The sequence below is a fragment of the Bacillus sp. FSL M8-0063 genome, from assembly GCF_038005545.1.
GTDB classification, from domain to species: domain Bacteria; phylum Bacillota; class Bacilli; order Bacillales; family Bacillaceae_G; genus Bacillus_A; species Bacillus_A wiedmannii.
Genome location: NZ_JBBOTJ010000002.1, coordinates 524,338 through 549,669, shown reverse-complemented (window position 1 = coordinate 549,669; position 25,332 = coordinate 524,338). Strand labels below are relative to the sequence as shown.

The 25,332-nt window shown below is 36.4% G+C and carries 20 protein-coding genes and 1 pseudogene; 5 read left to right on the top strand and 16 right to left on the bottom strand.

Annotation, left to right across the window (positions count from 1 at the left end):
* Positions 1–97: 97 nt before the first annotated feature.
* The 13 genes and pseudogenes from MKX31_RS25235 to MKX31_RS25175 form a co-directional block, all read right to left on the bottom strand.
* Entirely contained in the window at positions 98–1,534 is a 1,437-nt protein-coding gene (locus tag MKX31_RS25235; RefSeq protein WP_080349976.1) for a S41 family peptidase, read from the bottom strand.
* 118 nt (positions 1,535–1,652) lie between these two features.
* A complete protein-coding gene (gene ftsX, locus MKX31_RS25230; RefSeq protein WP_000645020.1) occupies positions 1,653–2,546 on the bottom strand; it encodes a permease-like cell division protein FtsX in 894 nt (297 codons plus the stop codon).
* Positions 2,536–3,222: a cell division ATP-binding protein FtsE gene (gene ftsE / locus MKX31_RS25225; protein WP_000594325.1), complete on the bottom strand. Its 687-nt coding sequence runs from the start codon at positions 3,220–3,222 to the stop codon at positions 2,536–2,538. Before ftsE ends, ftsX begins: the two co-directional genes overlap by 11 nt.
* 314 nt (positions 3,223–3,536) lie before the next feature.
* Positions 3,537–3,860: a cytochrome c551 gene (gene cccB, locus MKX31_RS25220; protein WP_064476196.1), complete on the bottom strand. Its 324-nt coding sequence runs from the start codon at positions 3,858–3,860 to the stop codon at positions 3,537–3,539.
* Between the two features lie 438 nt (positions 3,861–4,298).
* Positions 4,299–5,397, bottom strand: a protein-coding gene (prfB, locus tag MKX31_RS25215) for a peptide chain release factor 2 (protein ID WP_096001656.1) whose coding sequence is annotated in 2 segments (ribosomal slippage) — positions 4,299–5,324 and positions 5,326–5,397 — 1,098 coding nt in all. Because the reading frame shifts where the segments join, the coding sequence is not laid out codon by codon here.
* A gap of 144 nt (positions 5,398–5,541) precedes the next feature.
* Entirely contained in the window at positions 5,542–8,049 is a 2,508-nt protein-coding gene (gene secA, locus MKX31_RS25210) for a preprotein translocase subunit SecA (RefSeq protein ID WP_000579393.1), read from the bottom strand.
* 275 nt (positions 8,050–8,324) lie between these two features.
* Positions 8,325–8,867, bottom strand: a complete 543-nt coding sequence (gene hpf / locus MKX31_RS25205) for a ribosome hibernation-promoting factor, HPF/YfiA family (RefSeq protein WP_000671193.1) — start codon at positions 8,865–8,867, stop codon at positions 8,325–8,327.
* Between the two features lie 318 nt (positions 8,868–9,185).
* The gene (gene cspC / locus MKX31_RS25200; RefSeq protein WP_001990088.1) at positions 9,186–9,383 is read right to left on the bottom strand and encodes a cold shock protein CspC; all 198 of its coding nucleotides are present in this window, start codon (positions 9,381–9,383) and stop codon (positions 9,186–9,188) included.
* 126 nt (positions 9,384–9,509) lie between these two features.
* The gene (locus MKX31_RS25195) at positions 9,510–10,214 is read right to left on the bottom strand and encodes a ComF family protein (protein WP_064476195.1); all 705 of its coding nucleotides are present in this window, start codon (positions 10,212–10,214) and stop codon (positions 9,510–9,512) included.
* Positions 10,214–11,562: pseudogene (gene comFA, locus MKX31_RS25190) on the bottom strand (ATP-dependent helicase ComFA). Before comFA ends, MKX31_RS25195 begins: the two are co-directional and overlap by 1 nt.
* A 127-nt stretch (positions 11,563–11,689) precedes the next feature.
* Positions 11,690–13,096 (bottom strand): C40 family peptidase, encoded by a 1,407-nt coding sequence (locus MKX31_RS25185; RefSeq protein ID WP_142289379.1) that lies wholly within the window; start codon positions 13,094–13,096, stop codon positions 11,690–11,692.
* A 146-nt stretch (positions 13,097–13,242) separates the two neighbouring features.
* Entirely contained in the window at positions 13,243–13,557 is a 315-nt protein-coding gene (locus MKX31_RS25180) for a winged helix-turn-helix transcriptional regulator (RefSeq protein WP_000400858.1), read from the bottom strand.
* Between the two features lie 172 nt (positions 13,558–13,729).
* Positions 13,730–14,572, bottom strand: coding sequence for a DegV family protein (locus tag MKX31_RS25175; protein ID WP_000844775.1), 843 nt, complete (start codon positions 14,570–14,572; stop codon positions 13,730–13,732).
* 239 nt (positions 14,573–14,811) lie between these two features.
* Here MKX31_RS25175 and MKX31_RS25170 point away from each other — a divergent pair, with 239 nt between their 5' ends.
* Positions 14,812–15,447, top strand: coding sequence for a YigZ family protein (locus tag MKX31_RS25170; protein WP_000926678.1), 636 nt, complete (start codon positions 14,812–14,814; stop codon positions 15,445–15,447).
* Between the two features lie 74 nt (positions 15,448–15,521).
* Positions 15,522–16,655, top strand: a complete 1,134-nt coding sequence (locus MKX31_RS25165) for an LCP family protein (protein WP_064476193.1) — start codon at positions 15,522–15,524, stop codon at positions 16,653–16,655.
* A gap of 40 nt (positions 16,656–16,695) precedes the next feature.
* Here MKX31_RS25165 and wecB read toward each other — a convergent pair whose 3' ends face one another.
* Positions 16,696–17,811: a non-hydrolyzing UDP-N-acetylglucosamine 2-epimerase gene (gene wecB, locus MKX31_RS25160; RefSeq protein WP_088047796.1), complete on the bottom strand. Its 1,116-nt coding sequence runs from the start codon at positions 17,809–17,811 to the stop codon at positions 16,696–16,698.
* A gap of 74 nt (positions 17,812–17,885) precedes the next feature.
* Positions 17,886–19,256 carry a UDP-glucose dehydrogenase family protein gene (locus tag MKX31_RS25155; RefSeq protein ID WP_098111075.1) on the bottom strand — a complete coding sequence of 457 codons (1,371 nt, stop codon included), beginning with the start codon at positions 19,254–19,256 and terminating at the stop codon, positions 17,886–17,888.
* Between the two features lie 588 nt (positions 19,257–19,844).
* On the opposite strand from MKX31_RS25155, the gene MKX31_RS25150 reads away from it, so the two are divergent.
* The 3 genes from MKX31_RS25150 (at position 19,845) to MKX31_RS25140 (ending at position 24,643) form a co-directional block, all read left to right on the top strand.
* Positions 19,845–20,918: a glycosyltransferase family 4 protein gene (locus tag MKX31_RS25150; RefSeq protein WP_016718934.1), complete on the top strand. Its 1,074-nt coding sequence runs from the start codon at positions 19,845–19,847 to the stop codon at positions 20,916–20,918.
* Positions 20,919–21,125: 207 nt separating this feature from the next.
* Complete coding sequence (locus MKX31_RS25145; RefSeq protein ID WP_064476191.1) at positions 21,126–21,863, top strand: polysaccharide deacetylase family protein; 738 nt, start codon at positions 21,126–21,128, stop codon at positions 21,861–21,863.
* A gap of 104 nt (positions 21,864–21,967) precedes the next feature.
* Entirely contained in the window at positions 21,968–24,643 is a 2,676-nt protein-coding gene (locus MKX31_RS25140; protein WP_064476190.1) for a PRD domain-containing protein, read from the top strand.
* Between the two features lie 100 nt (positions 24,644–24,743).
* Here MKX31_RS25140 and exsM read toward each other — a convergent pair whose 3' ends face one another.
* Positions 24,744–25,157, bottom strand: a complete 414-nt coding sequence (exsM, locus tag MKX31_RS25135; protein ID WP_064476189.1) for an exosporium regulatory protein ExsM — start codon at positions 25,155–25,157, stop codon at positions 24,744–24,746.
* Between the last annotated feature and the right edge of the window lie 175 nt (positions 25,158–25,332).

Sequence of the window (25,332 nt, the reverse complement as noted above, 5' to 3'; positions counted from 1 at the left end):
GAATTTAGGTGGGGGATCAACTGCCCATTAAAGTCCGATTGGTTCAACTAATAATCAGTGGGGGATGAAGAAAACCCCCACTGATTAAAGTTTCACTTTATTTCGCTATTAATTTTAATGCGGACTGTAATTGTAAATCATTTTCTCCAGAACGGATTTTTTCAATAATTTTAGTTTGAATCGCCTCAGCTGTCTTTTTATCCAGCTGTCCCGTCGCTTCCATCTCATTCGCATTTTGGAATGCTTTCAGCGCTGATTCTGTCTCTTTACTAAAGTATCCATCTTCACGCCCCGGTACATATCCTAAACTCTTAAGCATTTCTTGCGCGTGTTTTACTTGCACATCATTTGAATTGTATGAAAGTGTTTTTTCAATTTGAATTGGTGTCGCATGATAATAATCTGGTTGCTTCACTTCTACTGTTGGCGCGATTCCTTTTTTATGAATCCAGTTTCCATCCGGTGTTAACCATTTAAACATCGTTAATTTAATATTGCTACCATCTTTAAATGGAACGGCTTGCTGAACAGTACCTTTACCAAACGTTTTTTCACCAATTAAATCGTATCCTTCTCCCTCTTTTAGCGCACCCGCTAAAATCTCTGAAGCAGAAGCACTTCCGTTATCAATTAATACTGAAATTGGATATGGCTTTTTCTCTTTCAGTTCCGTAGAGAATTTCTTTTTCTCACCATTTCGTTGCTCTACTTGTAGCATCGGCTTTTTATCCGTCATAATTTCCCCTAGTATCTCTTCTACACTATTTAAGTAGCCACCAGGATTACCACGCACATCAATAACTAAGCCTTTTATATTTTTCTTCTCTAACTCTTTTAACTGATCCTTAAATTCTTTCGCCGTATTTTCAGCAAAAGAAGTAATTTGCATATAACCGATATCTTTTCCACTCTCTTGTTTCACAGAACTAAACACTGTGAAGATTGGAATTTTTTCACGCTTAATTTTAAATACAATCGGATCAGCTACTCCTGCACGCTTAATTTCAATCGCGACAGTCGTTCCTTTTTTACCACGAATCTTTAATACTGCTTCTTCACGTGATAAATCTTTCACACTATTTCCATCTACAGATAAAATTTGGTCATTCGGTTTAATTCCAATCTTTTCTGCCGGTGAGCCTTTAATTGGAGATACGATAATAAGCTTACCGTCCGTTTTGTTCACCTCAGCCCCGATCCCCTCTAACTCAGGATCAAGTGATTCACTAAACTGTTTAGCCGTTTCTTTATCCATATACGTGGAATAAGGGTCCTTCAGCGTAGACAACATGCCTTGTATTGCACCTTCGACTAACTTGTCATCCTTCACGTCTTCCACATAACGTGAATCAATTAGTGCATACGCCTCATTAATTTTTGCCAAATTCCCTTGCGCGGTGCTAGCGTTTCCACTCGAAATTGTTTGCGTTACTTCTGCTGGGTTAACCCCAAATAAAGACATACCTGCAAACATTCCGCCAGCACCAATTAAAAATGCAACAACCATTCCAATAATTGCAACTCTACGTTTCAATGCGGAATTCCCCTTTCCAAAACACACAGGTGGTGTAGCAAAAGGCATCACACAGTGTGTGATGCCTTTACCTATTTCTACTATATGATAAGCTTGTACGAATTATGTTTGCAACTTTTTATACTTTTAAGAAGCGACGAATTGACATTACACTTCCCCACATACCGATTAAAGCCCCGATTAACACTAGTAAACCAGCTAATTGGAATACGAAAGGACTGTATGGTAGAAGTTCGAAAATTGTTCCGCCAAGTTTTTCGTTAAACACACTTTGTAGTGAATTATACGTAACTAGAATTAAGCCAATTGGAATAATTGATCCTAATACTCCTAGGAATAATCCCTCTAATAAGAACGGCCAACGAATAAACCAGTTTGTTGCACCTACCAGTTTCATAATTTCGATTTCTGTACTACGAGCATAAATTGTAATTTTAATTGTATTAGAGATTAAGAACATTGCTGTGAATAAAAGACCAGCAATTAACGCAATCCCGATATTACGTCCTGTTTTTACAGTATCAAATAATTTTTCAACTTGGCCTTTACCGTATTGAACATTACTTACAAATTGCATTTTCTCAATCTTTTTCGCGATTGTCGCTGTATCTGTTGGTTCTTTTGCTTTTACAATGAATACGTTTTTAAGTGGGTTATCTTGTTCAAATAACTCAAACGTTTTTCCGCTATCACCTAAGCTTTTAATTAAGCGTTTTAGCTCTTCTTCTTTAGAAGAATATTTAATAGATTCTACTTTCGCAATCTTACTCATATCATCTTCTAATTTCTTTTGATCAGCTTCTTTTGCTGCTGGATCAATGTGTACACGAATTTCTACATCTTGCTCTACTTTCGTCGCAAAATGGTTCATATTCATTATCGCTGTTAAAAAGACACCTACAAGTAATAATGTAACTGTTACTGCACTAACAGAAGCAAATGTCATCCATCCGTTACGTGATAGATTCTTTACACCTTCTCGCAAATGTCGACTAAGGGTCTTAGCCTTCATATCCGTATCCTCCCTCAATCTCATCTCGAACAATTTTTCCGCCTTCAATCGCGATTACACGATGACGAATTGTATTTACGATATCTGAGTTATGTGTCGCCATAACAATCGTTGTACCACGCTCGTTAATACGCGTAAAAATCTTCATAATATCAAGAGCTGTTTCAATATCTAAGTTACCTGTTGGCTCATCGGCAATTACAACCTTTGGTCTATTAACAATTGCTCTCGCAATCGCAACACGTTGCTGCTCTCCGCCCGAAAGTTCACTTGGTAGTGCGTCTGCACGATCCTCAAGACCTACAAGACCTAAAACTTCTGTTACACGCTCACGAATGGCTTCTTTTTCTTCTTCAATTACTTCTAAGGCAAACGCAACATTCTCATATACCGTTAACTTAGGTAGTAATTTAAAATCTTGGAAAATTACGCCTAATTGACGACGGAAATATGGAACATCTCTTTCTGCTAATGTTTCAATAACAAGTCCATTTACATTAATCGATCCTGTAGATGGCTTCTCTTCACGATACATCATTTTAATAAATGTAGATTTCCCGGCTCCACTCGGTCCAACTACGTATACAAACTCACCTTGTTTAATGTTAACTGTGAGACCAGCAATGGCTTTCATACCATTCGGGTACTCCTTATAAACATTCGTCATTTTTATCATTATTTATCACCCAATACTTAATGATTTTTTTCGAAATACTTTTCTGTACATCTGAAAATAAAAACTTTATTCTCACTTAACCACTCTTGTTGAAGGTAGCTTCCATTCATGCTTTTTATTAGCAGCGCTACTCTATGTAATATATTTCAGCAAAATTCTACAAACCCCATTGTAACATCAAACGGTTTCCAGTTCGGATACATTTTTGTTACAGTTATGTTACACTCCAGAAAAAGGAAACGAGTCGTCATAGTTCTTACCCAAAATCATTTTGGGATAAGATTATATAACCAACTCGTCCATTTTATCCTTTTTTATTTATGTTCAGCTAACCAATCAGCTACTTTTTTCGCATCTTCACCTTGAATGATTCCTGGTGACATAGAACCGCGACCTTTTTCAATAATCTTTTCAATCTCTGCTGCATCATATTTCTGCCCCACTTTTCGTAAATCCGGTCCAGTTGCTCCCGATAAATCTTTCGCGTGACAGCCTATACAACTTTTTTGGTAAATTTGCTCTGCGCTATCTGTGCTTGCAGATTGTTTCGAAGGCTTACTCTCTTCTTTATTTCCACATGCTCCTAAAGCAAAAACGACTGATGTTCCTAACGCAATAGCCAACAATTTCTTTTTCACTTCTATCGCTCCCCATTGTTGATATTCTTTTCATTCCTAACACACTCATTTTCATTATAAGCATTATCTTTATATAGAAAAACTAAGGTATATTTCATATTTTTCAAAAAAACAGTAAGAACCCTGATAATATAAAGCTTTCATAAGTTGTTTCAATTCTGTGAACAACTTAAAAACTTCTATAAAGAATTCTTGTTGAACAGAAAATCAGAAAAGTTCTGTTAAAGTCTTACTCTATTGCCGCTCTGTTTTACTATTCTCTACTTTTTACAATACAATATACAACATTGTATGCTACATATAATCCCATCAAAAAGAGAAGTTGTCGTTTCCAACTTCTCTTCCTCTTTACTTCATCTATAGAAATAAAATCAAATTCTTTATCTCCTCGACTATCCTCAGCATACGCCAACAACTTTGTTGGCTTTTTTTCGCTTATTAGATGCGAGAACGTAAGTAAGCATCAATAAATGGATCAATTTCTCCATCCATAACCGCTTGTACGTTACCAACCTCTGTATTTGTACGGTGGTCTTTCACAAGAGAATACGGGTGGAATACGTAAGAACGAATTTGGCTACCCCATCCGATTTCTTTTTGTTCACCGCGAATTTCATCTAACTCCGCTTGTTGCTCTTCTAGTTTCTTTTGATACAATTTCGCTTTTAACATTTTCATCGCGTGCTCACGGTTTTTAATTTGTGAACGCTCTGACTGACATGTTACAACTGTGTTTGTTGGTGTATGTGTAATACGAACTGCTGAGTCTGTCGTATTAATATGCTGTCCACCTGCACCACTTGCACGGTACGTATCAACTTTTAAGTCTTCTGAACGTATTTCGATTTCAACTTCATCATTGAACTCAGGTACAACTTCACAAGATACGAACGATGTATGACGACGGCCTGAAGAATCGAATGGCGAAATACGTACAAGACGATGTACACCTTTCTCTGCCTTTAAATAACCGTAAGCGTTATGACCTTTAATTAATAAAGTAACACTCTTAATACCAGCTTCATCACCTGGTAAGTAGTCAACCGTTTCTACTTTAAACCCACGTTTTTCAGCCCAACGTGTGTACATACGTAATAACATAGAACCCCAGTCTTGTGACTCTGTTCCACCAGCACCTGGGTGTAATTCTAAAATAGCGTTATTTTTATCATAAGGATCGCTTAGTAGTAACTGAAGCTCATACTCATTCATTTCTTGAATTAAGCCTTTCACTTCAGATTCAAGTTCCTCATGTAAATCTTCATCATACTCTTCTTTTAAAAGCTCATGTGTGATTTCTAAATTTTCGAATGTCTCATCTAACTGACGGAACTTTCCAACCATCTCTTTCAGTGCATTAGCTTCGTTAATTACAGCTTGTGCGCCTTGTTGGTCATCCCAAAATCCTGCACCCATCATTGTCTCTTCTAACTCTGCAATTTGTTTCTCCTTAGTAGGAAGGTCAAAGAGACCCCCTAAAAGCCGCTAATCTCTTAGCCATTTTCTCTAATTCTTGTCTAATTTCTACTAATTCCATTTCCTTCACCTCTATGTAATTGCTGTTACTTTCTTATGAAAACAAGGGAAACTCTCTCCACTTATGACGGAGAGAGTTTAATCTTTCTTAATTATACATTTTTGATGTAAAATTTTGCAAAGCAATCTGGGCTATCGCCCTGTATTACTTCCCGATACCACAGCAGTTTTTATATTTTTTGCCGCTACCACATTTACATAAATCGTTGCGGCCTACTTGGTCACCTTTTACAACTGGTTTTTTCTTCGCCTCTTCGCCATCACTAGATGGATGAACAGCTTCACCTTGAACAACTTCTTGACGCTCTAAGTTTTGTTCAATTTCAGCTTTCATAATGTAACGAGAGATTTCCTCTTCAATAGAAGCAATCATTGACTCGAACATTGCGAATCCTTCCATTTGATACTCACGAAGTGGATCAATTTGACCGTAAGCACGTAAATGAATACCTTCACGAAGGTGATCCATCGCATCAATATGCTCTGTCCATTTCGTATCTACTACACGGAATACAACAACTTTTTCAAACTCACGCATTTGCTCTTCTGGCAGAAGCTTTTCTTTGTCGTTGTAACGCTCTATTAATTTCGCGATAATTGGCTCGCTCATTTCCTCTGGAGCAAGACGACGTAACTCTTCTTCTTTTATATCGCCTTCTTGCAGAAGGTTTGTATTTAAGTAGTCAACAAGACCTTTAATGTTCCAATCTTCTTCAATTTCCTCTTGTGTATGAAGCGCAACAGCACGTTCTACTGTAGATTTCATCATACCTTCAATAATACTGCGTAAGTTCTCAGAATCCATTACTTCTTGACGCTGTTTGTAAATAACTTCACGTTGCTGACGAAGTACATCATCGTACTGCAGTAACTGCTTACGTGCATCATAGTTATTTCCTTCTACACGTTTTTGCGCAGATTCTACCGCACGAGAAACCATTTTACTTTCAATCGGCTGTGAATCATCCATACCAAGACGATCCATCATCGCTTTCATATTGTCAGAACCGAAGCGGCGCATTAGTTCATCTTCCATAGACAAGTAGAACTGCGTTACACCAGGGTCCCCTTGACGACCAGCACGACCACGTAACTGATTATCAATACGACGGCTTTCGTGACGCTCTGTACCGATAACTGCTAGACCAACGTTTTTAATATCGTCTCCAAGCTTAATATCCGTACCACGACCAGCCATATTCGTCGCAATCGTTACAGCACCTTTCATACCAGCTTCTGCAATGATATCTGCTTCTCGCGCATGGTTTTTCGCATTTAAAATGTTATGGCGTACACCTTTACGTGTTAACATTTTTGAAATAAGCTCTGACGTTTCAATTGCAACTGTACCAACAAGAATAGGTTGCCCTTGTTTATGACGATTTACAATATCCTCAACAACTGCATTGAATTTGCCTTCCATTGATTTGAAGATTAAATCAGCACGGTCATCACGAATAATATCTTTGTTCGTTGGAATTACGATAACATTCATATTGTAAATACTACGGAATTCTTCTTCTTCCGTTTTCGCTGTACCAGTCATACCAGATAACTTTTCATACATACGGAAATAGTTCTGGAACGTAATTGTTGCGAGTGTCATACTTTCATTTTGAATTTCTACGCCTTCTTTTGCTTCAATAGCTTGGTGCAAACCTTCGCTATAACGACGACCTTTCATAAGACGACCAGTGAATTGGTCTACAATTACGATTTCGCCTTCTTGTACAACATAATCTGTATCAAGGTGCATGACAACGTGTGCACGAAGCGCCTGATTAATATGGTGAAGAAGTGCGACATGTTTTAAATCGAATAAGTTTTCAATATGGAAAGCTTTCTCTGCTTTCGTAATACCATCTTCAGTTAACATTACATTTTTCGTTTTCACATCAAATGAATACTCTTTTTCATTTTCTAATGTACGAACGAATGCATTTGCAAACATGTATAGCTCTGTTGATTTTTGAGCTTGTCCCGAAATAATAAGCGGCGTACGTGCTTCATCGACTAAAATAGAATCGACTTCATCGATAATAGCAAAATGAAGTGGACGCTGAACGCACTGTTCTCTATATAAAACCATGTTGTCACGTAAGTAATCGAATCCAAGCTCATTATTTGTGCTATACGTAATATCAGCAGCATAAGCCTCTTGTTTCTCTTCGCGTGACATACTGTTTAAGTTAATTCCTACTGTTAAGCCAAGGAACTCATGAAGTTGTCCCATTTCGCTCGCATCACGTTGTGCTAAGTATTCATTGACCGTAACAACGTGAACACCTTTTCCTGTTAAAGCATTTAAATATACAGGTAATGTAGATGTTAACGTTTTACCTTCACCCGTTTTCATCTCAGAGATATTCCCTTCATGTAAGGCAATACCACCCATTAACTGCACACCATACGGACGCATTCCAAGAACACGAGTCGCAGCTTCGCGAACAACTGCAAAAGCTTCAGGAAGTAGATCATCTACTGTCTCACCTTTTGTTAAACGTTCTTTAAATTCAAGCGTCTTTCCTTTTAATTGCTCATCTGTTAATGGCTTAATAGATGATTCTAATGCATCAATTTGCTCAACTGTCTTCTGCATACGTTTAATTTGGCGTTGATTTACATCAAATACCTTTTTTAAAATACCGATCATAGGAAATACGCTCCTCTTTTTTATTAAAATAAAACTTCCGATTGTTTTTCTTTTTCTCTATTACAATCAGTCGTTGTAAAAATCAAATGTATGTTATGCCAATTTTTCTCCTAATTAAAAAAACTAAAATGTATATACCTAATGATAATTGTAACACTTGTCTTATAACTATGACAACAATCGGCCGAATGTCTCGTTCTAAATTAAGGAAACTTTTTAAAAAAATCTATTTTCAGCAAAAAAAGCGCAGCCATTTCGGCTGCGCTTTTGAATTATTATTTAGTTTCGATTAAACCATATTTCCCGTCTTTACGGCCATATACAACATTAGTTTCATTTGTATCAGCATTTGTGAAGACGAAGAAATTATGTCCTAGCATATCCATTTGTAGGATCGCTTCTTCAACGTCCATCGGTTTTAAATCAAATCGCTTTGTACGTACAAGTTCTAATTCATCCTCTTCTACCGCATCCAGAACAGCTACTGCTTCTGGAAGGATAAAGTTCGTTTTCACAGAACCTTTCTCACGTAACTTACGATTTACCTTTGTTTTATGTTTACGAATTTGTCGCTCAAGTTTATCAACTACTAAATCGATAGCAGCGTACATATCGCTATTAGTTTCTTCTGCACGAAGTAATAAATCAGTAAATGGAATTGTTACCTCGACACGTTGCTTGTCAGAGTATACTTTTAAATTAACTTTAATCTCTGGGAATGTATCAAAATAACGCTCTAACTTACTTAGTTTTTTCTCTACATATTCCTTTAATGCTGGAGTTACTTCAATATTTTCACCACGAATGTTGAATTTCATAGATGAATTCCTCCTTTCAAGCCTATGTACTATAATTTCGACATTGGCTTAAAAACTCCTTCTAACTTTTTTAAAAAAATTAGTGGAATTGCGATTTTTTATCGTTTTTTGTTGAAATGAAAAGATGCATCGTTTCTATCTTTATTTTATCCTATTAACATCGTGAATAACGAATATAACTGTGGACAATTCGTTACAGAAAAGAAACAACTTTTTGACAACTTGATTCGTAACAAAAACCCCTTGCAAAAACAAGAGGTTCTACCATATATATAACGTTGCCACAAACGCAGCTTTCTCTTCCCAAAAACAATATTCCTACAGTTTTACAACATTAGCTGCTTGTGGTCCACGTGCTCCATCTACAATGTCAAACTCAACTTGTTGCCCTTCTTCTAATGACTTATATCCATCTTGTTGAATCGCAGAAAAATGAACAAACACATCATCACCATCTTCACGCTCAATAAACCCAAATCCCTTTTCTGCATTGAACCATTTCACTCTTCCTTGCATGTTCATTCCATTCCCTTCACTCTTAAAATCAGGGCATTCGCCCCATACTTTGACTATAACGAATGACAACTTACGAAGTCAAAGAAGACTTATCGTCTTTTTATTATCCCTTTCGACAGTTACAGATCAACTTCTACAGAGCGTCAAACTAGAAACTTCCCTTGCTCCTCTATCGTATAAAAGACTTCCAATTTGTCTAACTGTAATTCCTGTCGTATATACATCATCAACGAGTAAGATATGTTGGCCCTGAAACATCTCTTCTCCCTGAAAATAAAAAGGATTACTTCCCGAAAGCCTTTCTTTACGTGTCTTCTTACTTTGCTTTTCTGTTTCCCTTCTTCTTAATGAGGGATAAGAAATTTTGACAGGCAAACAAGCTGCTAATAACTCTGCTTGATTAAAACCACGTTCATATTCCCGTTCCCTACTAAGCGGAACAGCAATAACACTTGAAACATCCGTAAAATACTTTTGAAATAGTTCCCGAAAGGATCGATGAAAAATACGAACCAACTCCGCATCCCCCCGGAACTTAAACTGTGCTAATATTTCTTTCATCTCATCATCGTACACGTGCAAAGAACGATTTTTAAAAGGACGATACTTCTCCACATTTATCCACCTTACGCAATCCATACAAATATCATTTTCTTTATATTCGGAAGGCAAGTCCTCTAAAGGTCGCCCACACTCTATGCAAATCTCTCCTATAATATAGGAAAGTTTCCGCTCACACCTATCACATATATATTTTTTAAGAGGTTTTACAAAGAAGGTGTACCAACTAACTGTTTCCAACATATACTCATCGCAAAGTAGACAATACATTAATCGATTAACCCTTGTTCTTTCGCCTTTTTGTTCATACTTTGAATATGCCTTTTCGCGCGTACCATCGCCTCTGTCTTACCATAATGAAAATAAACAACCTCACCATAAGGTTCTTCAAAACTACGACCTGCTCGGCCTGCAATTTGTACGAGCGCACTTTCTGAAAAGATTGCTTCTTCTGCCCCTAACACCGCAACTTGTAAATTCTTCACAGTTACTCCTCTCTCTAAAATTGTCGTTGTAACTAATAACGGAATTTCTCCCTTTCTGAAAGCTGCTACTTTTTCTTTTCTCATCGGATCTTCTGCATGTACACCATCGATTCTAGGATACAACGTTTTCAATATCAGGCTCAATTCTTCTATATATCGCACATGGGGAACAAATAAAAAAATGGGATACTTTTTGCTTACGTACATTTTTAACCATTGTAGTAACACTCGAGGAATTCTTTTATGGTGGAGACTTTTCTTCCAATTTCCGCACCAGCAAAATAGAGGAACTGGTAACGGGTGCCGGTGATATCGCCCAGAGACAATGACACCTTTTTGTTTACCCCTTCTGAAATTGCGCTTCCACTTTTCATCGGGAGTTGCCGTTAAATAAATACGCGCCGCTTTCTCTTTCATCGCTTGTTCTACTGCATACTGTAGCATTTGATCTGCATGATACGGGAAGGCATCTATCTCATCTACAATCATGACATGAAACGTTCTATAGTAACGTAACAGTTGATGCGTAGTTGCAACGACTAAAGCTGCATCTTTGTCCCTATCTTCACTTCCTCCGTATAAGGACGCTACATTTACATTTGGAAACACTTTTTGTAATCTCGGCGCTAATTCTAGTACAACGTCTGTTCTTGGCGTTGCGATACAAACCCTTTCTCCTTTTCGCAATGCCTCTTCCATACCGTAAAATAACATTTCTGTCTTTCCAGCCCCGCACACAGCCCAAATAAAAAAGAGTCTTTCTTCTTAATAGCTTCTATAACACCTTGCGCCGCCAACTCCTGACCAGTAGACAAGGCCCCGTTCCACTGTAACGAATTTACACCTTTTTCTCCTTTTCTTTCAGCAATCCCACGAACAAGTACAGCACATTCACTTACCCTCCCCATCGTTATACACTTCCGGCAATACGTACATACTTTACTGCACCTTTTACATAAAAATGATGCAAATAGTCGCTGCTCTATATTTCCGCAGCGCTGACATATATATTTAGAAGCCTTCTTTATTACACCTTGTACACATACGACCTCCCCCTTCTTTTTCAAATCATGTAATGTATCCCGTAAATCTGAAGAGAGTTCCTCTAATAGTAACTGTTTCCCTGCCAACATCAGCAAGCACCTCCAGCACTACTATAAACCCTTCTCATAATCTCGTAAAAACTCAAAAAAGCCGATAACCTACTTATAAAATAGTAAGCTATCGACTTTATATACATTTTTTTATTGAATTGTAATCCTATAATCTTCCGTAACCTAAGAAGTGTTTTTGGTTATAACTACTGCTTAAGCTAGCGTAAGCAATCCCTTTATCACCAGCATGAATCATTTGGCCATTCCCAACGTAAATACCGATGTGAGATGGACCTGGTTTATAAGTACCTTGGAAGAATACTAAATCTCCAGGTTGTGGGCTACTTACTTTAGAAACTGAATTCCAGTAACCTGCAACGTCTTGACGTCCTACACCATAGATGTAAGAAATAAATCCACTACAGTCAAAACCACCGTTTGATGGAGATGCACTTCCCCAAACATATGGCATACCTAAATATTGTTGTGCTTTACCAATTACGCCAGGAGCTGGAGCTGGGCCTGGTGTTGGTGCTGGTTTTTTCTCTTCTTTTTTAGGTTCTTCTTTTTTAGGTTCTTCCTTTTTAGGCTCTTCTTTTTGAGCTTGTCCACCATTATTTGCTGGTGCAGCTTGCTCTGCAGGTGCTGGCTGAGCTTGCGCAGCTTTAGCAGCTTGTTCTGCTTGTTTTTGAGCAGCAGCTTCTTGTGCAGCTTTTTCTTGTGCTTCTTGTTCAGCAATACGTTGTAATTGTAGTGCTTGTTTTTCAAGATCTTTCAATTGACTTTCCGTACTTGTCATTGAAGTTACAACTGTATCCATTTTACCGCTTAAATCATTTACTGCTGTTGATTTTTTCGCTTTTTCAGCGTCAAGTTCTTTCTTAGCAGTTTCAATTTGAGCTTGTGCTTCTTTTAATTCTTTTTGCTTTGTTTTTACCGTTTCAACATCTTTTTTCACGTTCGCTTGATCTTCTTGTTGTGTTTTCATGATATCTTCATCAGACTCAAGAATTTTAGAAACAGAAGTTAAACGATCAACTAAATCTGCAACGTTTTTAGAGTTTACAAGAACTTCTGTTACAACGTTCGTATTTGGTTGTTCTTGAAGTGCAACTAAACGTTTTCTTAATAACTCTTCACGTTTTGCAATTTTCGTTTGTAGTTCTGCAATATCTTTATTTTTATTTTCGATTAATTGCTCAGTATCCGCAACTTTTTTCGTTGTTTCATCAAGTTTAGAAGCATTCGCTTGAACAGATTTATCCAAACCTTGAATTGTTTTGTTTAAGTCATTCATTTGTTTTTGTAATTCATCACGTTCTTGTTGTTGTTTATGTAAAGTGTCATTTTGTGTATTAATTTGTGATTTCACGTCAGAAATTTTATCTTCTGCAAATACATTTGGTGTTAGTCCTGAAAACATTAACCCTGCAACTAATGCGCAAGATGCCATTTTTAGCTTTTTCATTTTATTTTTTACACCGCTTTCTTTTGTCTTTTTCCGTATATAACCTATAAAATTTATACCATAATTCGGGATTTTTTTTGCTAATGTTACGCTATTGTAAAACAAATGTAATATTATATGTAACTCTATCGCAAAATATGCATATTTTTGTATATATGTGTAGAATTCTAAAAGCTTTTTATAAGCAAAGAAAAAACGCAAGGTTTCCCTTACGTTTTGTTACATACACTAATACGAATGAAATCAAAACGTTATTTCATCCATTTCTCAGCCCAATTTTGGACTTCATCCATAACACTTTCTAATGCTTTCCCTTTTTCAGTTAAGCCGTACTCGATTCGAACTGGTACTTCTGGATAAACATTACGCACTACAATGCCTTCGCTTTCCAATTCCTTTAAACGCTCTGATAACATACGATCGCTCATATTCGGTATAATATCTGCGATTTCTCTAAAACGTTTTGACTCTTCAAGCAAAGATTTAATAATTAAGCCAGTCCATTTTTTACTAAGCAAAGTAAAAGCTGACTCAAACTTTGGACATAAACAAGAATTATGCTCCATATGTTTCACCTCTCTTCCATTATAATATAGTTTCTTGTAAAAAGTAAGTTATAAAACTTTCCTCATTATTTTATTTTACGTACATTTTACCATTTCCAAATATTAACTTGTCAACTACACGTAAAATATCCGTAAAAAAACCCTCTTCAAAAAGAGAGCTTTTTATATCTTATTACTTCGTATACCATCCAAGACCTAGTGCACCTTCACCTAAATGCGTACCAATTACAGCACCGAAATAGCCTGTGCGGATTGTAACATGAGGATATTTTGCTTCTAATTCTGCCTTCCATTCATTCGCTTCCTCTTCACGTTGTGCATGAATGATAACTGCTTCCATAGGTACACCTTGACTTGCTTGCTCATCAAAAATTTCAACAATTCGTTTTAACGCTTTTTTACGTGTACGAATCTTTTCAAATGGAATAATGATTTTATCTCTAAAATATAAAACAGGCTTCACTTGTAACAAACTACCAATGAAAGCTTGTGCACTATTTAATCGTCCTCCACGTTGTAAATGATGTAAATCATCCACTACAAAATAAGCGTCCATCGTTTTCTTCATTTCATCAAAACGGGCAACGATCTCTTTCGGATCCTTTCCTTCGCTTGCTAGCTTTGCACCTTCACGTACATAGAATCCTTGTACTTCACAACTAATTTCAGAGTCGTACGTATATACATCAATACCCTCTACCATTTGCCCGGCTGTCGTTGCTGTTTGATATGTACCACTAATCCCACTTGAAAGATGAATGCTAATAACCGCATCATAATCCTTAGATAGTTCTTCAAATAACTCAACAAACTTTCCGATTGCTGGCTGAGAAGTTTTCGGAAGTTCTTCTTGCTCACGTACTTTTACATAGAAATCATCTACTGAAATTTCAGCTTCTTCTTGATAAGATTCCGTTCCAAACACAACGTTTAATGGAATCATATATATATTGAGTTCATCACGAATATGCTTCGGTATATATGCTGTACTATCAGTAACAATAGCTGTTTTCATTTGCGTACCTGCCTTATAAAAAAGTTTTTATTCCCTAAGTTTACACGAAAACTAAAAATGGTGCATCCATACATGAAAATGCCGATTTGAAATCATACTTACCATCTCGACAAATTACAACAAGAAGGTGAAATACTCACCAAAAATTTCAACTTATTTATAAAAAATGTTTGAATATAAAAACGCTCGCTTTTAAAATGTAAAGTACTAGTCATTTTGGTAGATAGGGGCGTATACGAGTGTTATTACAATATTTAACAATCAAAGACTACGGTGAGCACGAAATTGTCATTCAAAAATCAAGATTTATTTGTTACGTTAGCAGAGCTACAACCGAAGCAGAAGCTCAAGAATTTATACAAAAAATAAAAAAACAAAATTGGAATGCCACACATAATTGTTCTGCGTATTTGATTGGCGAACAAGATCAAATCCAAAAAGCAAATGATGATGGAGAACCTAGCGGCACAGCTGGCGTACCTATGTTAGAGGTACTAAAAAAACGCGGTTTAAAAGATACCGTCGTTGTCGTTACACGCTATTTTGGTGGCATCAAACTTGGCGCAGGTGGATTAATTCGCGCATATGGAAAATGTACAAGCGAAGGCATTAATCATGTCGGTGTTGTTCAGCGAAAACTAATGCGTGTTATGCAGACCGAAATTGATTACACATTACTTGGCAAAATTGAAAATGAATTACGTAATTCGAAATATGCCATTAAAGATATACATTATCTCGAAAATGTCACATTTGATACGTATGTAGAAGAAGACGGAAAACAAGCATTCACAGATTGGATGATTGAGTTAACAAATGGGAAATGTACAATTACAGAAGGAGATATGTTGTACTTAGAACAAGATGTTATCTAAGAATAACTACATCCTCACCTTTAAAGATTAATGTAGTGAATTACTTTCCTACAAATGAACTAAGGAGATTATATATGGAAGAACGTTATTATCATCTCCAAAATAGCAGAATAAAAAAGAAACGAAGAAGAAAGTTTTTCTACTTCCTTATTTTCGTATTTTTATTTGGTGGTGTAGGACTTTATATATTAAATTCCTACTCTTCTCTCATGGGGATGTATAGTGGTTTTACTCGTGAAAAATCGGACTTGAGAACCGAAGATGTAGAAATTACAAAGGAGCCTTTTACACTCCTCATTATGGGTATAGAAGATTACGCAACGGACGGTCAAAACGGTCGTACAGATTCATTAATGTTTGCGACCGTCAACCCTAAAACTAAAAAGATTTCGCTTATGAGTATCCCTCGTGATAGTCGCGTTCCAATTGTTGGTAAGAACAAAGAGGACAAAATTAACGCTGCGCACGCTTACGGTGGAGAAGAAATGGCAATCAAAACTGTCGAAGGTTTTCTAAAAGTGCCTGTAGACCATTATCTTAAAATTGATTTCCAAGGCTTTAAAGGTATTGTTGATGCTGTTGGCGGTGTTACTGTTGATGTCCCATTCGATTTTTGGGAGCGTTCGGACGTGGATTACTACAAAAAAATCGAATTTAAGCAAGGACAACAAGACTTAAATGGGGAAGAAGCACTCGCATATGTACGTATGCGAAAGCAGGATCCAAACGGCGATTATGGTCGGGCCGCTAGACAAAGACAATTACTAGCCGCTGTTGCTCAAAAACTAAATTCAGCCTCTACCGTATTTAAAATTAAAGATTTAACGGCCGTCGTTGGAAAATATATAAAAACTGACATTCCTATTTCTGACGGACTTGCACTTTACAATAAACTATCTGGGTTTGATCCTTCTACAATACAAACGTTCAAACTTGAAGGAGAAGACAAAAAAATAGGTGGGATTTATTACTTCCTTCCAGACCCAATCGGTGTAGAGACAGTACGTAACGAAATTAAAAAAGAATTAGGAGAAACAGCAAACACTCAAGAAAATCCAACTACAAAAACCCAATCAAATCCTTCTTCAAATGCTAACTCTAACGAAAAAGCGAAGAAAGAAACGAATCAGAATCAGAACCAAACACCAACTGAACCTCCTCCATCCACAAATGCTCATGCAGAGTGGATTATGAGAAATCAGCAATAACAAAAAGAGCCAAATCGCATATGATTTGGCTCTTTTTTATTTACTTATTAAAGTGTTGCAAAATTGCTTCTACAATACGCTCTGATGCACGGCCATCACCGTAAGGATTAGATGCTTTTGACATCTTATCATGAGCTGCTTTATCTGATAACAACTCATCAGCAAGACCAAAGATTGTCTCTTCGTCTGTTCCTGCTAATTTCAATGTACCTGCGTCAATACCTTCTGGGCGTTCTGTTGTATCACGAAGAACAAGAACCGGTACACCTAATGACGGCGCTTCTTCTTGTACACCACCAGAATCAGTTAACATTAAGTATGAACGAGCTGCAACATTGTGGAAATCAATTACATCTAGCGGCTCAATTAAATGAATGCGGCTATGATCGCCTAAAATATCATTCGCTGTTTCACGAACAACAGGGTTCATATGAACAGGATACACAACTTGTACGTCTTCATGCTTATCAACAAGACGTTTAATTGCACGGAACATGTTACGCATTGGCTCTCCTAAGTTTTCACGACGATGAGCTGTCATAAGTACAAGACGATCGTTTCCAAGTTTCTCTAGTACAGGATGACTATATGTTTCTTTTACAGTCGTTTTTAGTGCGTCAATCGCTGTATTTCCTGTTATGAAAATGCGTGACTCATCTTTATTTTCTTTCTGTAAGTTCGTTGCTGATTTTGTTGTAGGTGAGAAATGAAGATCTGCCATGACGCCTGTTAATTGGCGATTCATCTCTTCTGGGTATGGAGAATATTTATCCCATGTACGAAGTCCTGCTTCAACATGCCCTACTGGAATTTGATTGTAGAAAGCAGCTAAACTTGCAATAAATGTTGTCGTTGTATCACCATGTACAAGTACAATATCCGGCTTTGCTTCTTTCATTACTTTATCCAAACCTTCTAAACCACGCGTTGTAATATCAATTAAAGTTTGGCGGTCTTTCATAATATTCAAATCGAAATCTGGCGTAATTCCAAAGATACTTAATACTTGGTCTAACATTTGACGATGTTGTGCTGTTACAGTCACAATCGATTCAATTTTGTCTGGATGCTTTTGCAACTCTAACACAAGAGGTGCCATTTTAATTGCTTCTGGACGTGTCCCGAAAATTGTCATTACTTTTAAACGTTCAGTCATTTCATTGCCTCTTTTCTTTCACTAGTTACAAATTCTATTATGACATATAAGAATATACATGAATACATGCCTTTTTAACGAATAACGGAAAAGTCCCTTTTACAAATACTTTCTCTTCCAACCGAATAATAATCTATTTCTTGCTTCTTGACATCCTCAATAGTATAACAATTTCTTCCATCTAATAAAATAGGCTCTCTCATAAGTTGTGCGTACTTTTCTAACGGATAAGCTCGGATAGCCTCCCATTCTGTCATGATAAAAGCCGCACTCGCTCCTCTAATCGATTCATCTATACATTCGCTATATTGTATAGTCTCTCCAAAGATATTTTTCATATTTGGAATCGCTTTTGGGTCATATAGAACTACATCCGCACCTATATGAATTAATTCTTGTATCATAATAAGGGACGGTGCGTCTCTTATATCATCAGTATTCGGTTTAAATGCCGCTCCCAGCACCGCAATCCGCTTCTTGTTCATATTTAATACTTTCTTCGCTTTCTCAATCAATAACAACTGTTGTTTATTATTCACTTCAATGACTGCTTTTAACAAGCGAAAATCATGCGCCACATTCCCTGCAATTTGCACAAGGGCTTTCGTATCTTTCGGAAAACACGAACCCCCATAACCAATGCCAGCATTTAAAAAAGACGCCCCAATTCTCTTATCCATTCCCATCCCTTGTGCAACGTCTAATACATTGGCTCCTACCTTCTCACATATATTTGAGATTTCATTGATAAAACTAATTTTTGTCGCTAAAAAAGCATTCGATGCATATTTAATCATCTCTGCACTTTTTATATCTGTAACATACGTTTTCAAGCGTAATTCACTATACAAATTCTCCACTTTTCGTGCCGCTTCCTCATTATCTGCTCCAATTACAATACGATCTCCCTGAAAAAAATCGTAAATCCCTGAACCTTCCCGTAAAAATTCCGGATTCGATACAATATGTAATTCATATCTATTTTGTAATTTCTCCTCAATCCATCCCCTCATAACATCATTTGTACCTACAGGAACCGTACTTTTCGTAACGACAATAATGTCGTTCGTCGCATATGTTCCAATATCGTCACAAGCTCTTCGAATATATGTTAAATCCGCTGTCCCATCTAATAAAGATGGCGTTCCAACTGCAATAAATATAAATTCTGCATCGTAAAATGCTTTTACTCTACATGTTGTAAAAGTTAAACAATCATTCTCACATGCATCATTTATTAATTCATATAAACCCGCTTCATAAATTGGCAGATCTCCTTGCTTTATCCGTTCCATTTTCTCATCATTTATATCAAAACATGTGACTGAATGGCCTAACATTGCCAATCCTACTCCTGTAATTAATCCAACGTATCCGGTACCTATTATCGTAATTTTCATTTCCTTTTCGCACAGGAATATACAATAGAAAATATACGAATACATAGAATTCTCCCTGTGCTTCCCCCTCTCACATTAAAAATGAGAAAACTCTTTTACTTCTTTATTATATGAATTACTTTTTCCATTCTTTTTTAAGTTTTTGTAAAATTACATGTAAGAATATAAAATGAAACTTTATTCAGTGAGGGGCATCCATCATCGACTAATTATTAGTTAAACCAATCGGCCTTTTACAGGAATTAAGATCGCCACCTAACTTCTTTTCTCCAACTGAATTTTGAGGTGCGAACCTTACTGCCCGTTCATGCAGATAAATTCCCACATTTTAACACGGAACTTACTCATTTCTACGTGTAACACTTATAATACTGAAATAAAAGTATTCACTATCGAAGAAAAAGAGAAAATGTCATATTCCAAAGCCCAATACGATTAACCTTCTCAAATGATTCAACATTCTGTATACAATTGTCATATATTCTATCTGCTTCCATTTACCGTAAACAGAAAAAAAGATTGAATTCTAATCTTTTTGTGATACCATATGTTATGAGCCTGTAAATAAACATCATAATTTTCAGATAAATGTATTAAAAAATTTACGTTAGACTATAAAAGGGTGGGGTATTAATGGACTCACAAGTGATTTATGCCATTTTGGCATCTTTCATCACTGTACTCGTCGTTACTCCTTTAGTTATTAAGTTAGCTTTTAAAATAGGAGCAACAGATAAGCCAAACGCTCGTAAAGTACACCAAAAGATTATGCCTCGTCTTGGCGGATTAGCGATATTTATTGGTGTAGCTGTAGGATTTGTTGTCGGCGGCTTATATGAACAAAGAATGTTATCGATAACGCTAGGTGCGATTATCATTGTAATCATCGGTATTTTAGATGATATGTACGAGTTATCTGCGAAGGTAAAATTCGGTGGACAACTATTAGTTGCCATAATGATTGTAAAAAGTGGATTATTAGTGCAAGTATTATATATTCCAATCCTCGGGGATACTGAACTCGGATGGCTTGCTTATCCAATTACAGTATTTTGGATTGTAGGTATTACAAATGCAATCAACTTAATTGATGGCTTAGATGGGTTATCTGCTGGTATTTCATCTATCGTACTTGCAACGCTAGCATATATGGCCTTCACTAGCCCATGGGGCACTGGAGCCGCTATTATCTTACCGCTAGCATTAATTACATTAGCAAGTACAATTGGATTTTTATTCTACAACTTCCATCCAGCAAAAATTTTCATGGGAGATACAGGCGCACTATTTTTAGGATACTGTATTTCTGTTATATCGTTACTTGGATTATACAAAAGTGTAACGTTATTCAGCTTTATCGTTCCAGTTATCATTTTAGGCGTACCTGTATTTGATACGACATTTGCAATTATCCGCCGTATCGTAAATAAAAAACCTATTTCAGCACCAGATAAATCGCATTTACATCACCGTTTACTTGCAATGGGCTTCTCTCATCGTAAAACGGTACTAATTATATACGCATTCGGTATTTTCTTTAGTGTAAATGCAATCATTTTCTCTAGTGCGACATTATGGTTATCCATTATTCTTCTTTTCGTTTTAATCTTCTTTACAGAAATCATTGCTGAAGTAATTGGGCTTGTACATGAACGTTACAAACCACTTATTTCCTTCTATAAAAAAGTGAAAAAACGCGAAGACTAATTGTAGTATAGCCTTTACAATTATGAAATATTCAAATAGCACCCTCTTTCTTATAAGAGGGTGCTATTTTTTATTTTTTACTCCTCATTTCATATTTCCAAAATATAGTTTGTTTGAGAGTCCCACTATTGGAGAAAGATATACATAATAAGAAAAGGATTATATTTTCTTTTTTACATCTTGATTGTCAAACTGAGGGTGAATGTTATGATCAAGCGAGTATCTCAATACATTATTTTATTTTTAACGATTACTATGTACGCGTCATCTCATGCAGGAGCAACTACAATGCCCCCTGCTGAACATCATCCAAATACTGAAACTACCTCTCCTATCCAAAAAATCGCGTACTTAACATTTGATGACGGACCAAACAAATATACTACGCAAATTTTAAACATCTTAAAAGAAAAGAACGGAAAAGCAACTTTCTTTGTTATTGGTGGAAAAGTGCCACATTATAAAAAAACAATGCAACGATTAATTAAAGAGGGGCATTATATCGGACTTCACAGTATGTCACACGATGTAAAACGCCTTTACACTGGTGATCCATCCGCTTTAATTACAGAAATGGAACAAACACAAAATATTGTTCAGCAAGTTACAAAATTAAATACACATCTCGTTCGTGTCCCGTACGGTAGTATGCCTTACTTAAAAAAGAATTACCGTGATGCACTTGTATCCGCCCAGTATAAAATGTGGGATTGGACAATCGATACATATGACTGGAAAAGCTATGACAATCCTTCTGCCATACTAGAAAGAGTACGTAATCAGAGCGATGAACAAGTCGAAGTGATTTTAATGCATGACTCGAGTGTAACCGTACAAATACTGCCCAAAGTAATTGATTACTTACAGTCACAAGGATACAAACTTCTTCCCTATAATCCATCTTCTCACCTCGAAGTGAACTTTTGGAAAGACACAAGATTGTAACAGCTTTAGTGCCTATGTGCTAAAGCTGTTTTATTTTTCTCTTCCCACCCTTCCCATTTTTGTGTAAAATTTTAAATAGCGATGAATTTTCGAGGTGAATAGAAATGAAACGAATAGATCTCATTTTTAACGCAATACAAGAAGGTAATTATATAGAAGGTGTAACCGCATCAGAACTCGCTAGCCTTCTACAACTAGATCGCGCCAATGTAAGTAGCGACTTAAACAAACTTGTAAAAGATAAACGTTTATTAAAAACAAATACGCGTCCTGTTCGTTTTTATATAGAAACGAACGCTTCGTTGGAAACGCATTCAAAGGAAATGACTTCATTAGATACATTTGCAATTGAAAATACAAGCCTTAAAATCGCAATCGAAAAAGCGAAAGCTTCTATTCTCTATCCTCCAAACGGTATGCATACTTTACTGCTAGGAGAAACAGGGGTCGGAAAATCTATGTTCGCTTCTTTAATGCACGAATATGCAATTGAAGTTGAACAGCTTCCTAAAAATGCACCATTTATCGTCTTTAACTGTGCCGATTACGCAAATAATCCACAGCTACTACTGGGGCAATTATTTGGGATTAAAAAAGGAGCTTATACAGGGGCAAGTGATCAAAAAGGGTTAATTGAAAAAGCACATGAAGGGATCCTTTTCTTAGATGAAGTACATCGCCTTCCTCCCGAGGGACAAGAAATGCTTTTCACCTTTATTGACCGCGGGGTATACCGCCGCCTTGGAGAAACAGAAAACGAGCGTACAGCACAAGTATTAATCATTACTGCAACAACAGAAGAACCAAATTCATTTTTATTAAAAACATTTACAAGACGTATACCAATGACTGTTACGCTACCACCACTTCGTGAGCGTACACATAAAGAACGATTTGCTTTACTGCAACTATTTTTCACAAATGAAGCAATCCGTCTGCGAAAAGAAATTCACGTTAGTCCGAATGCAATGCGCGCTTTCGTCTTTTACAATTGCCCCAATAACATCGGGCAATTAAAAACGGATGTACAAATTGCCTGTGCGAAAGCCTACTCTGAATTTGTGACAAAGAAACGTGATTCTGTCTATGTTTCAAGTACAGATTTACCTTGGTATATGAAAGAAGGACTATTCATTGAAAGAAAGAGCCGTCATCTATACCAAATACCAAATGAAACATTTATATTTACAAGTGATGAAGGTTGGAGTAATCATAAAATAGAGAATGAAAAACGGTCTTCTATTTACGATTATATTGATTATAAATACGAAGAACTTCAAGCTCGCGGTATTGAAGAAGACGAATTAGAATTACTAATAGAAAATGATATTCAAAGCTTTTTCGTACAATATTTTAACCAAATTTCCAAAAAAACAAGTCATGAAAATGTTTTTAAAATTGTGGATCGTAATATCGTTTCCGTATGTGAAAGAATTGCGGAACTTGCTGAAAAGCATTTATCTAAGACGTTTGATGAAAAAGTATTTCTCGCTTTAAGCTTACATGTACAGACAACTCTACAACGTTTACAAGCTGGGAAACAAATTCATCACCCACAATTAAATCAAATTCGTACGAAATATAAAGACGCTTTTTCCGTAGCCATGCAATGCATTCAACTACTGGAGGACGAATTACACATAACAATGCCTATTGATGAAGCAGGCTTTTTAACAATGTTCTTCGTTGTTGATCCAATTCCTGCCTCACAAACAGAAGTAAAGGTATTAATATTAGCGCACGGCAACGGCATCGCAACAGAAATGGCAAACGTCGCAAACGAACTGCTCGGCATTGAGGAAGTAACCGGTATCGATATGCCGTTACATGAATCGCCGAAAGATTTCTTAGAGCGTGTGAAAGTGTATATGAAAACACTCCAAAATGTAAATGGACTTCTCTTACTCGTCGATATGGGCTCGCTCGCTTATATTGGTGATATATTAGAAACTGAGTTCAAAATTCCGGTACGTGTTCTTTCCATGACAAGCACTCCACATGCACTAGAAGCAGCTCGAAAAGCTCAACTTGGCTACTCGTTAGATGCATTATATGAAACAGTGAAGAACTTAACACCGTTTTACTTAAACGTACAAGAAGAAAAGAAAAAGCCACTATCACCAATGAAGTCTGTTATTTTAACAGCTTGTTTAACTGGGGAAGGCAGTGCTTTAGCTATTCAAAAAATGTTAGAGAACTATTTGCGATTTGACAAAGACTTAATTGAAATTATTCCGATTAGTATCGTCCATGAAAAAGATTTAACGAAAATGATTGAGAATATAAAAAAAGAACGGAATATCATTTGTATCGTCACAAATTTCGATGTGCAGGTGCCATGCTTAACATACCATTTCCAAGACATTGTAAACTACACAGCGATTCAGCCAATTCAAGAATTAATTACGTATGAAGAAACATATGCAAAAATGGCTGATATTCTGGAACAACAAATGCAGCGGAACGACGGAGCATTACTTATTAAAACAATTCGTTACGCATTAAATACAATTCAAGAATTAATTTCCTTACAGCTAACTCCTGACAGCTTAATGGGTGTGATTCTGCATATGAGCTGTATGGTTGACCGTCTTCAAAAAGGAGAAAGCCTCCTCCCTCATCCAGATAAAGAGAAACGAAGACAAGATGAGTACTGGATGTATATGAAAGTGAAAAAAGCATTACAACCAATTGAAAATACATTTGAAATACAAATACCTGATGATGAAGTGTTTTATATCATGGACTTCTTCATTAAAAATCAGCCTGTAAAAAATTAATCTAAGCAGTTTTTTAAATATATCGATTTAACGATAATAAACGCTAAAATTTGCACCTTATAGAAAAAAAGGCTGTTCCAAAATATGGACAGCCTTTTTTCTACTTCTTTACTTTTCTGATTCTCCCCCTGATTTCGCCCTTCTTATTGGACTTTGTATAAACATTTACATATACATTTGTCTGAATGATTTCTTGAAGTAGGCTATCAAACGCTCTTCCCTGTAAAGGGCCTTCAAAATCTTCCACATTGACTACACCGGTCACGACTCCTTCATTTACACTAATACCTTGCTTTATTGGACCAAACAAATTTAAAATCACTGGACCTATTTGATCCGCTTTTCCTAAATGAATTTGGCATGATGTAACTTTTTCGATGTTTTTCAATATGATCCGATATTGTAATTTCTTTAAATCATCACTAAATATAAACTCTGTTACACCATAAGCTTCTGTATTTACAGGAGGTATTTCCCTCTTTCCTGTTAACCTCGCAAAGAAATGTGTTGTCATACGGGCATTCTCCTCATATAAATTTCCCAGCACTACTTCTACTACTTTATGGTTTATACATAATCATTTATGACTTTTTCAAATTTTAATTACGAAGAAAAGATTCACACAATCTTTACATTAGAATCGTTCCTTTTGCTTCACTATCTTTTGTATAATGCACATAGAAAAACAT

Excerpts from the sequence above, each read along its gene's own strand:
- ftsE (WP_000594325.1), bottom strand. The coding sequence starts at position 3,222 with ATGATAAAAATGACGAATGTTTATAAGGAGTACCCGAATGGTATGAAA.
- exsM (WP_064476189.1), bottom strand. The coding sequence starts at position 25,157 with ATGACAACACATTTCTTTGCGAGGTTAACAGGAAAGAGGGAAATACCT.
- cspC (WP_001990088.1), bottom strand. The coding sequence starts at position 9,383 with ATGCAAGGAAGAGTGAAATGGTTCAATGCAGAAAAGGGATTTGGGTTT.
- MKX31_RS25155 (WP_098111075.1), bottom strand. The coding sequence starts at position 19,256 with ATGTATTCGTATATTTTCTATTGTATATTCCTGTGCGAAAAGGAAATG.
- secA (WP_000579393.1), bottom strand. The coding sequence starts at position 8,049 with ATGATCGGTATTTTAAAAAAGGTATTTGATGTAAATCAACGCCAAATT.
- MKX31_RS25150 (WP_016718934.1), top strand. The coding sequence starts at position 19,845 with ATGGACTCACAAGTGATTTATGCCATTTTGGCATCTTTCATCACTGTA.
- MKX31_RS25180 (WP_000400858.1), bottom strand. The coding sequence starts at position 13,557 with ATGGAGCATAATTCTTGTTTATGTCCAAAGTTTGAGTCAGCTTTTACT.
- ftsX (WP_000645020.1), bottom strand. The coding sequence starts at position 2,546 with ATGAAGGCTAAGACCCTTAGTCGACATTTGCGAGAAGGTGTAAAGAAT.
- MKX31_RS25140 (WP_064476190.1), top strand. The coding sequence starts at position 21,968 with ATGAAACGAATAGATCTCATTTTTAACGCAATACAAGAAGGTAATTAT.
- MKX31_RS25175 (WP_000844775.1), bottom strand. The coding sequence starts at position 14,572 with ATGAAAACAGCTATTGTTACTGATAGTACAGCATATATACCGAAGCAT.
- MKX31_RS25195 (WP_064476195.1), bottom strand. The coding sequence starts at position 10,214 with ATGTATTGTCTACTTTGCGATGAGTATATGTTGGAAACAGTTAGTTGG.
- MKX31_RS25145 (WP_064476191.1), top strand. The coding sequence starts at position 21,126 with ATGATCAAGCGAGTATCTCAATACATTATTTTATTTTTAACGATTACT.
- wecB (WP_088047796.1), bottom strand. The coding sequence starts at position 17,811 with ATGACTGAACGTTTAAAAGTAATGACAATTTTCGGGACACGTCCAGAA.
- MKX31_RS25165 (WP_064476193.1), top strand. The coding sequence starts at position 15,522 with ATGGAAGAACGTTATTATCATCTCCAAAATAGCAGAATAAAAAAGAAA.
- hpf (WP_000671193.1), bottom strand. The coding sequence starts at position 8,867 with ATGAAATTCAACATTCGTGGTGAAAATATTGAAGTAACTCCAGCATTA.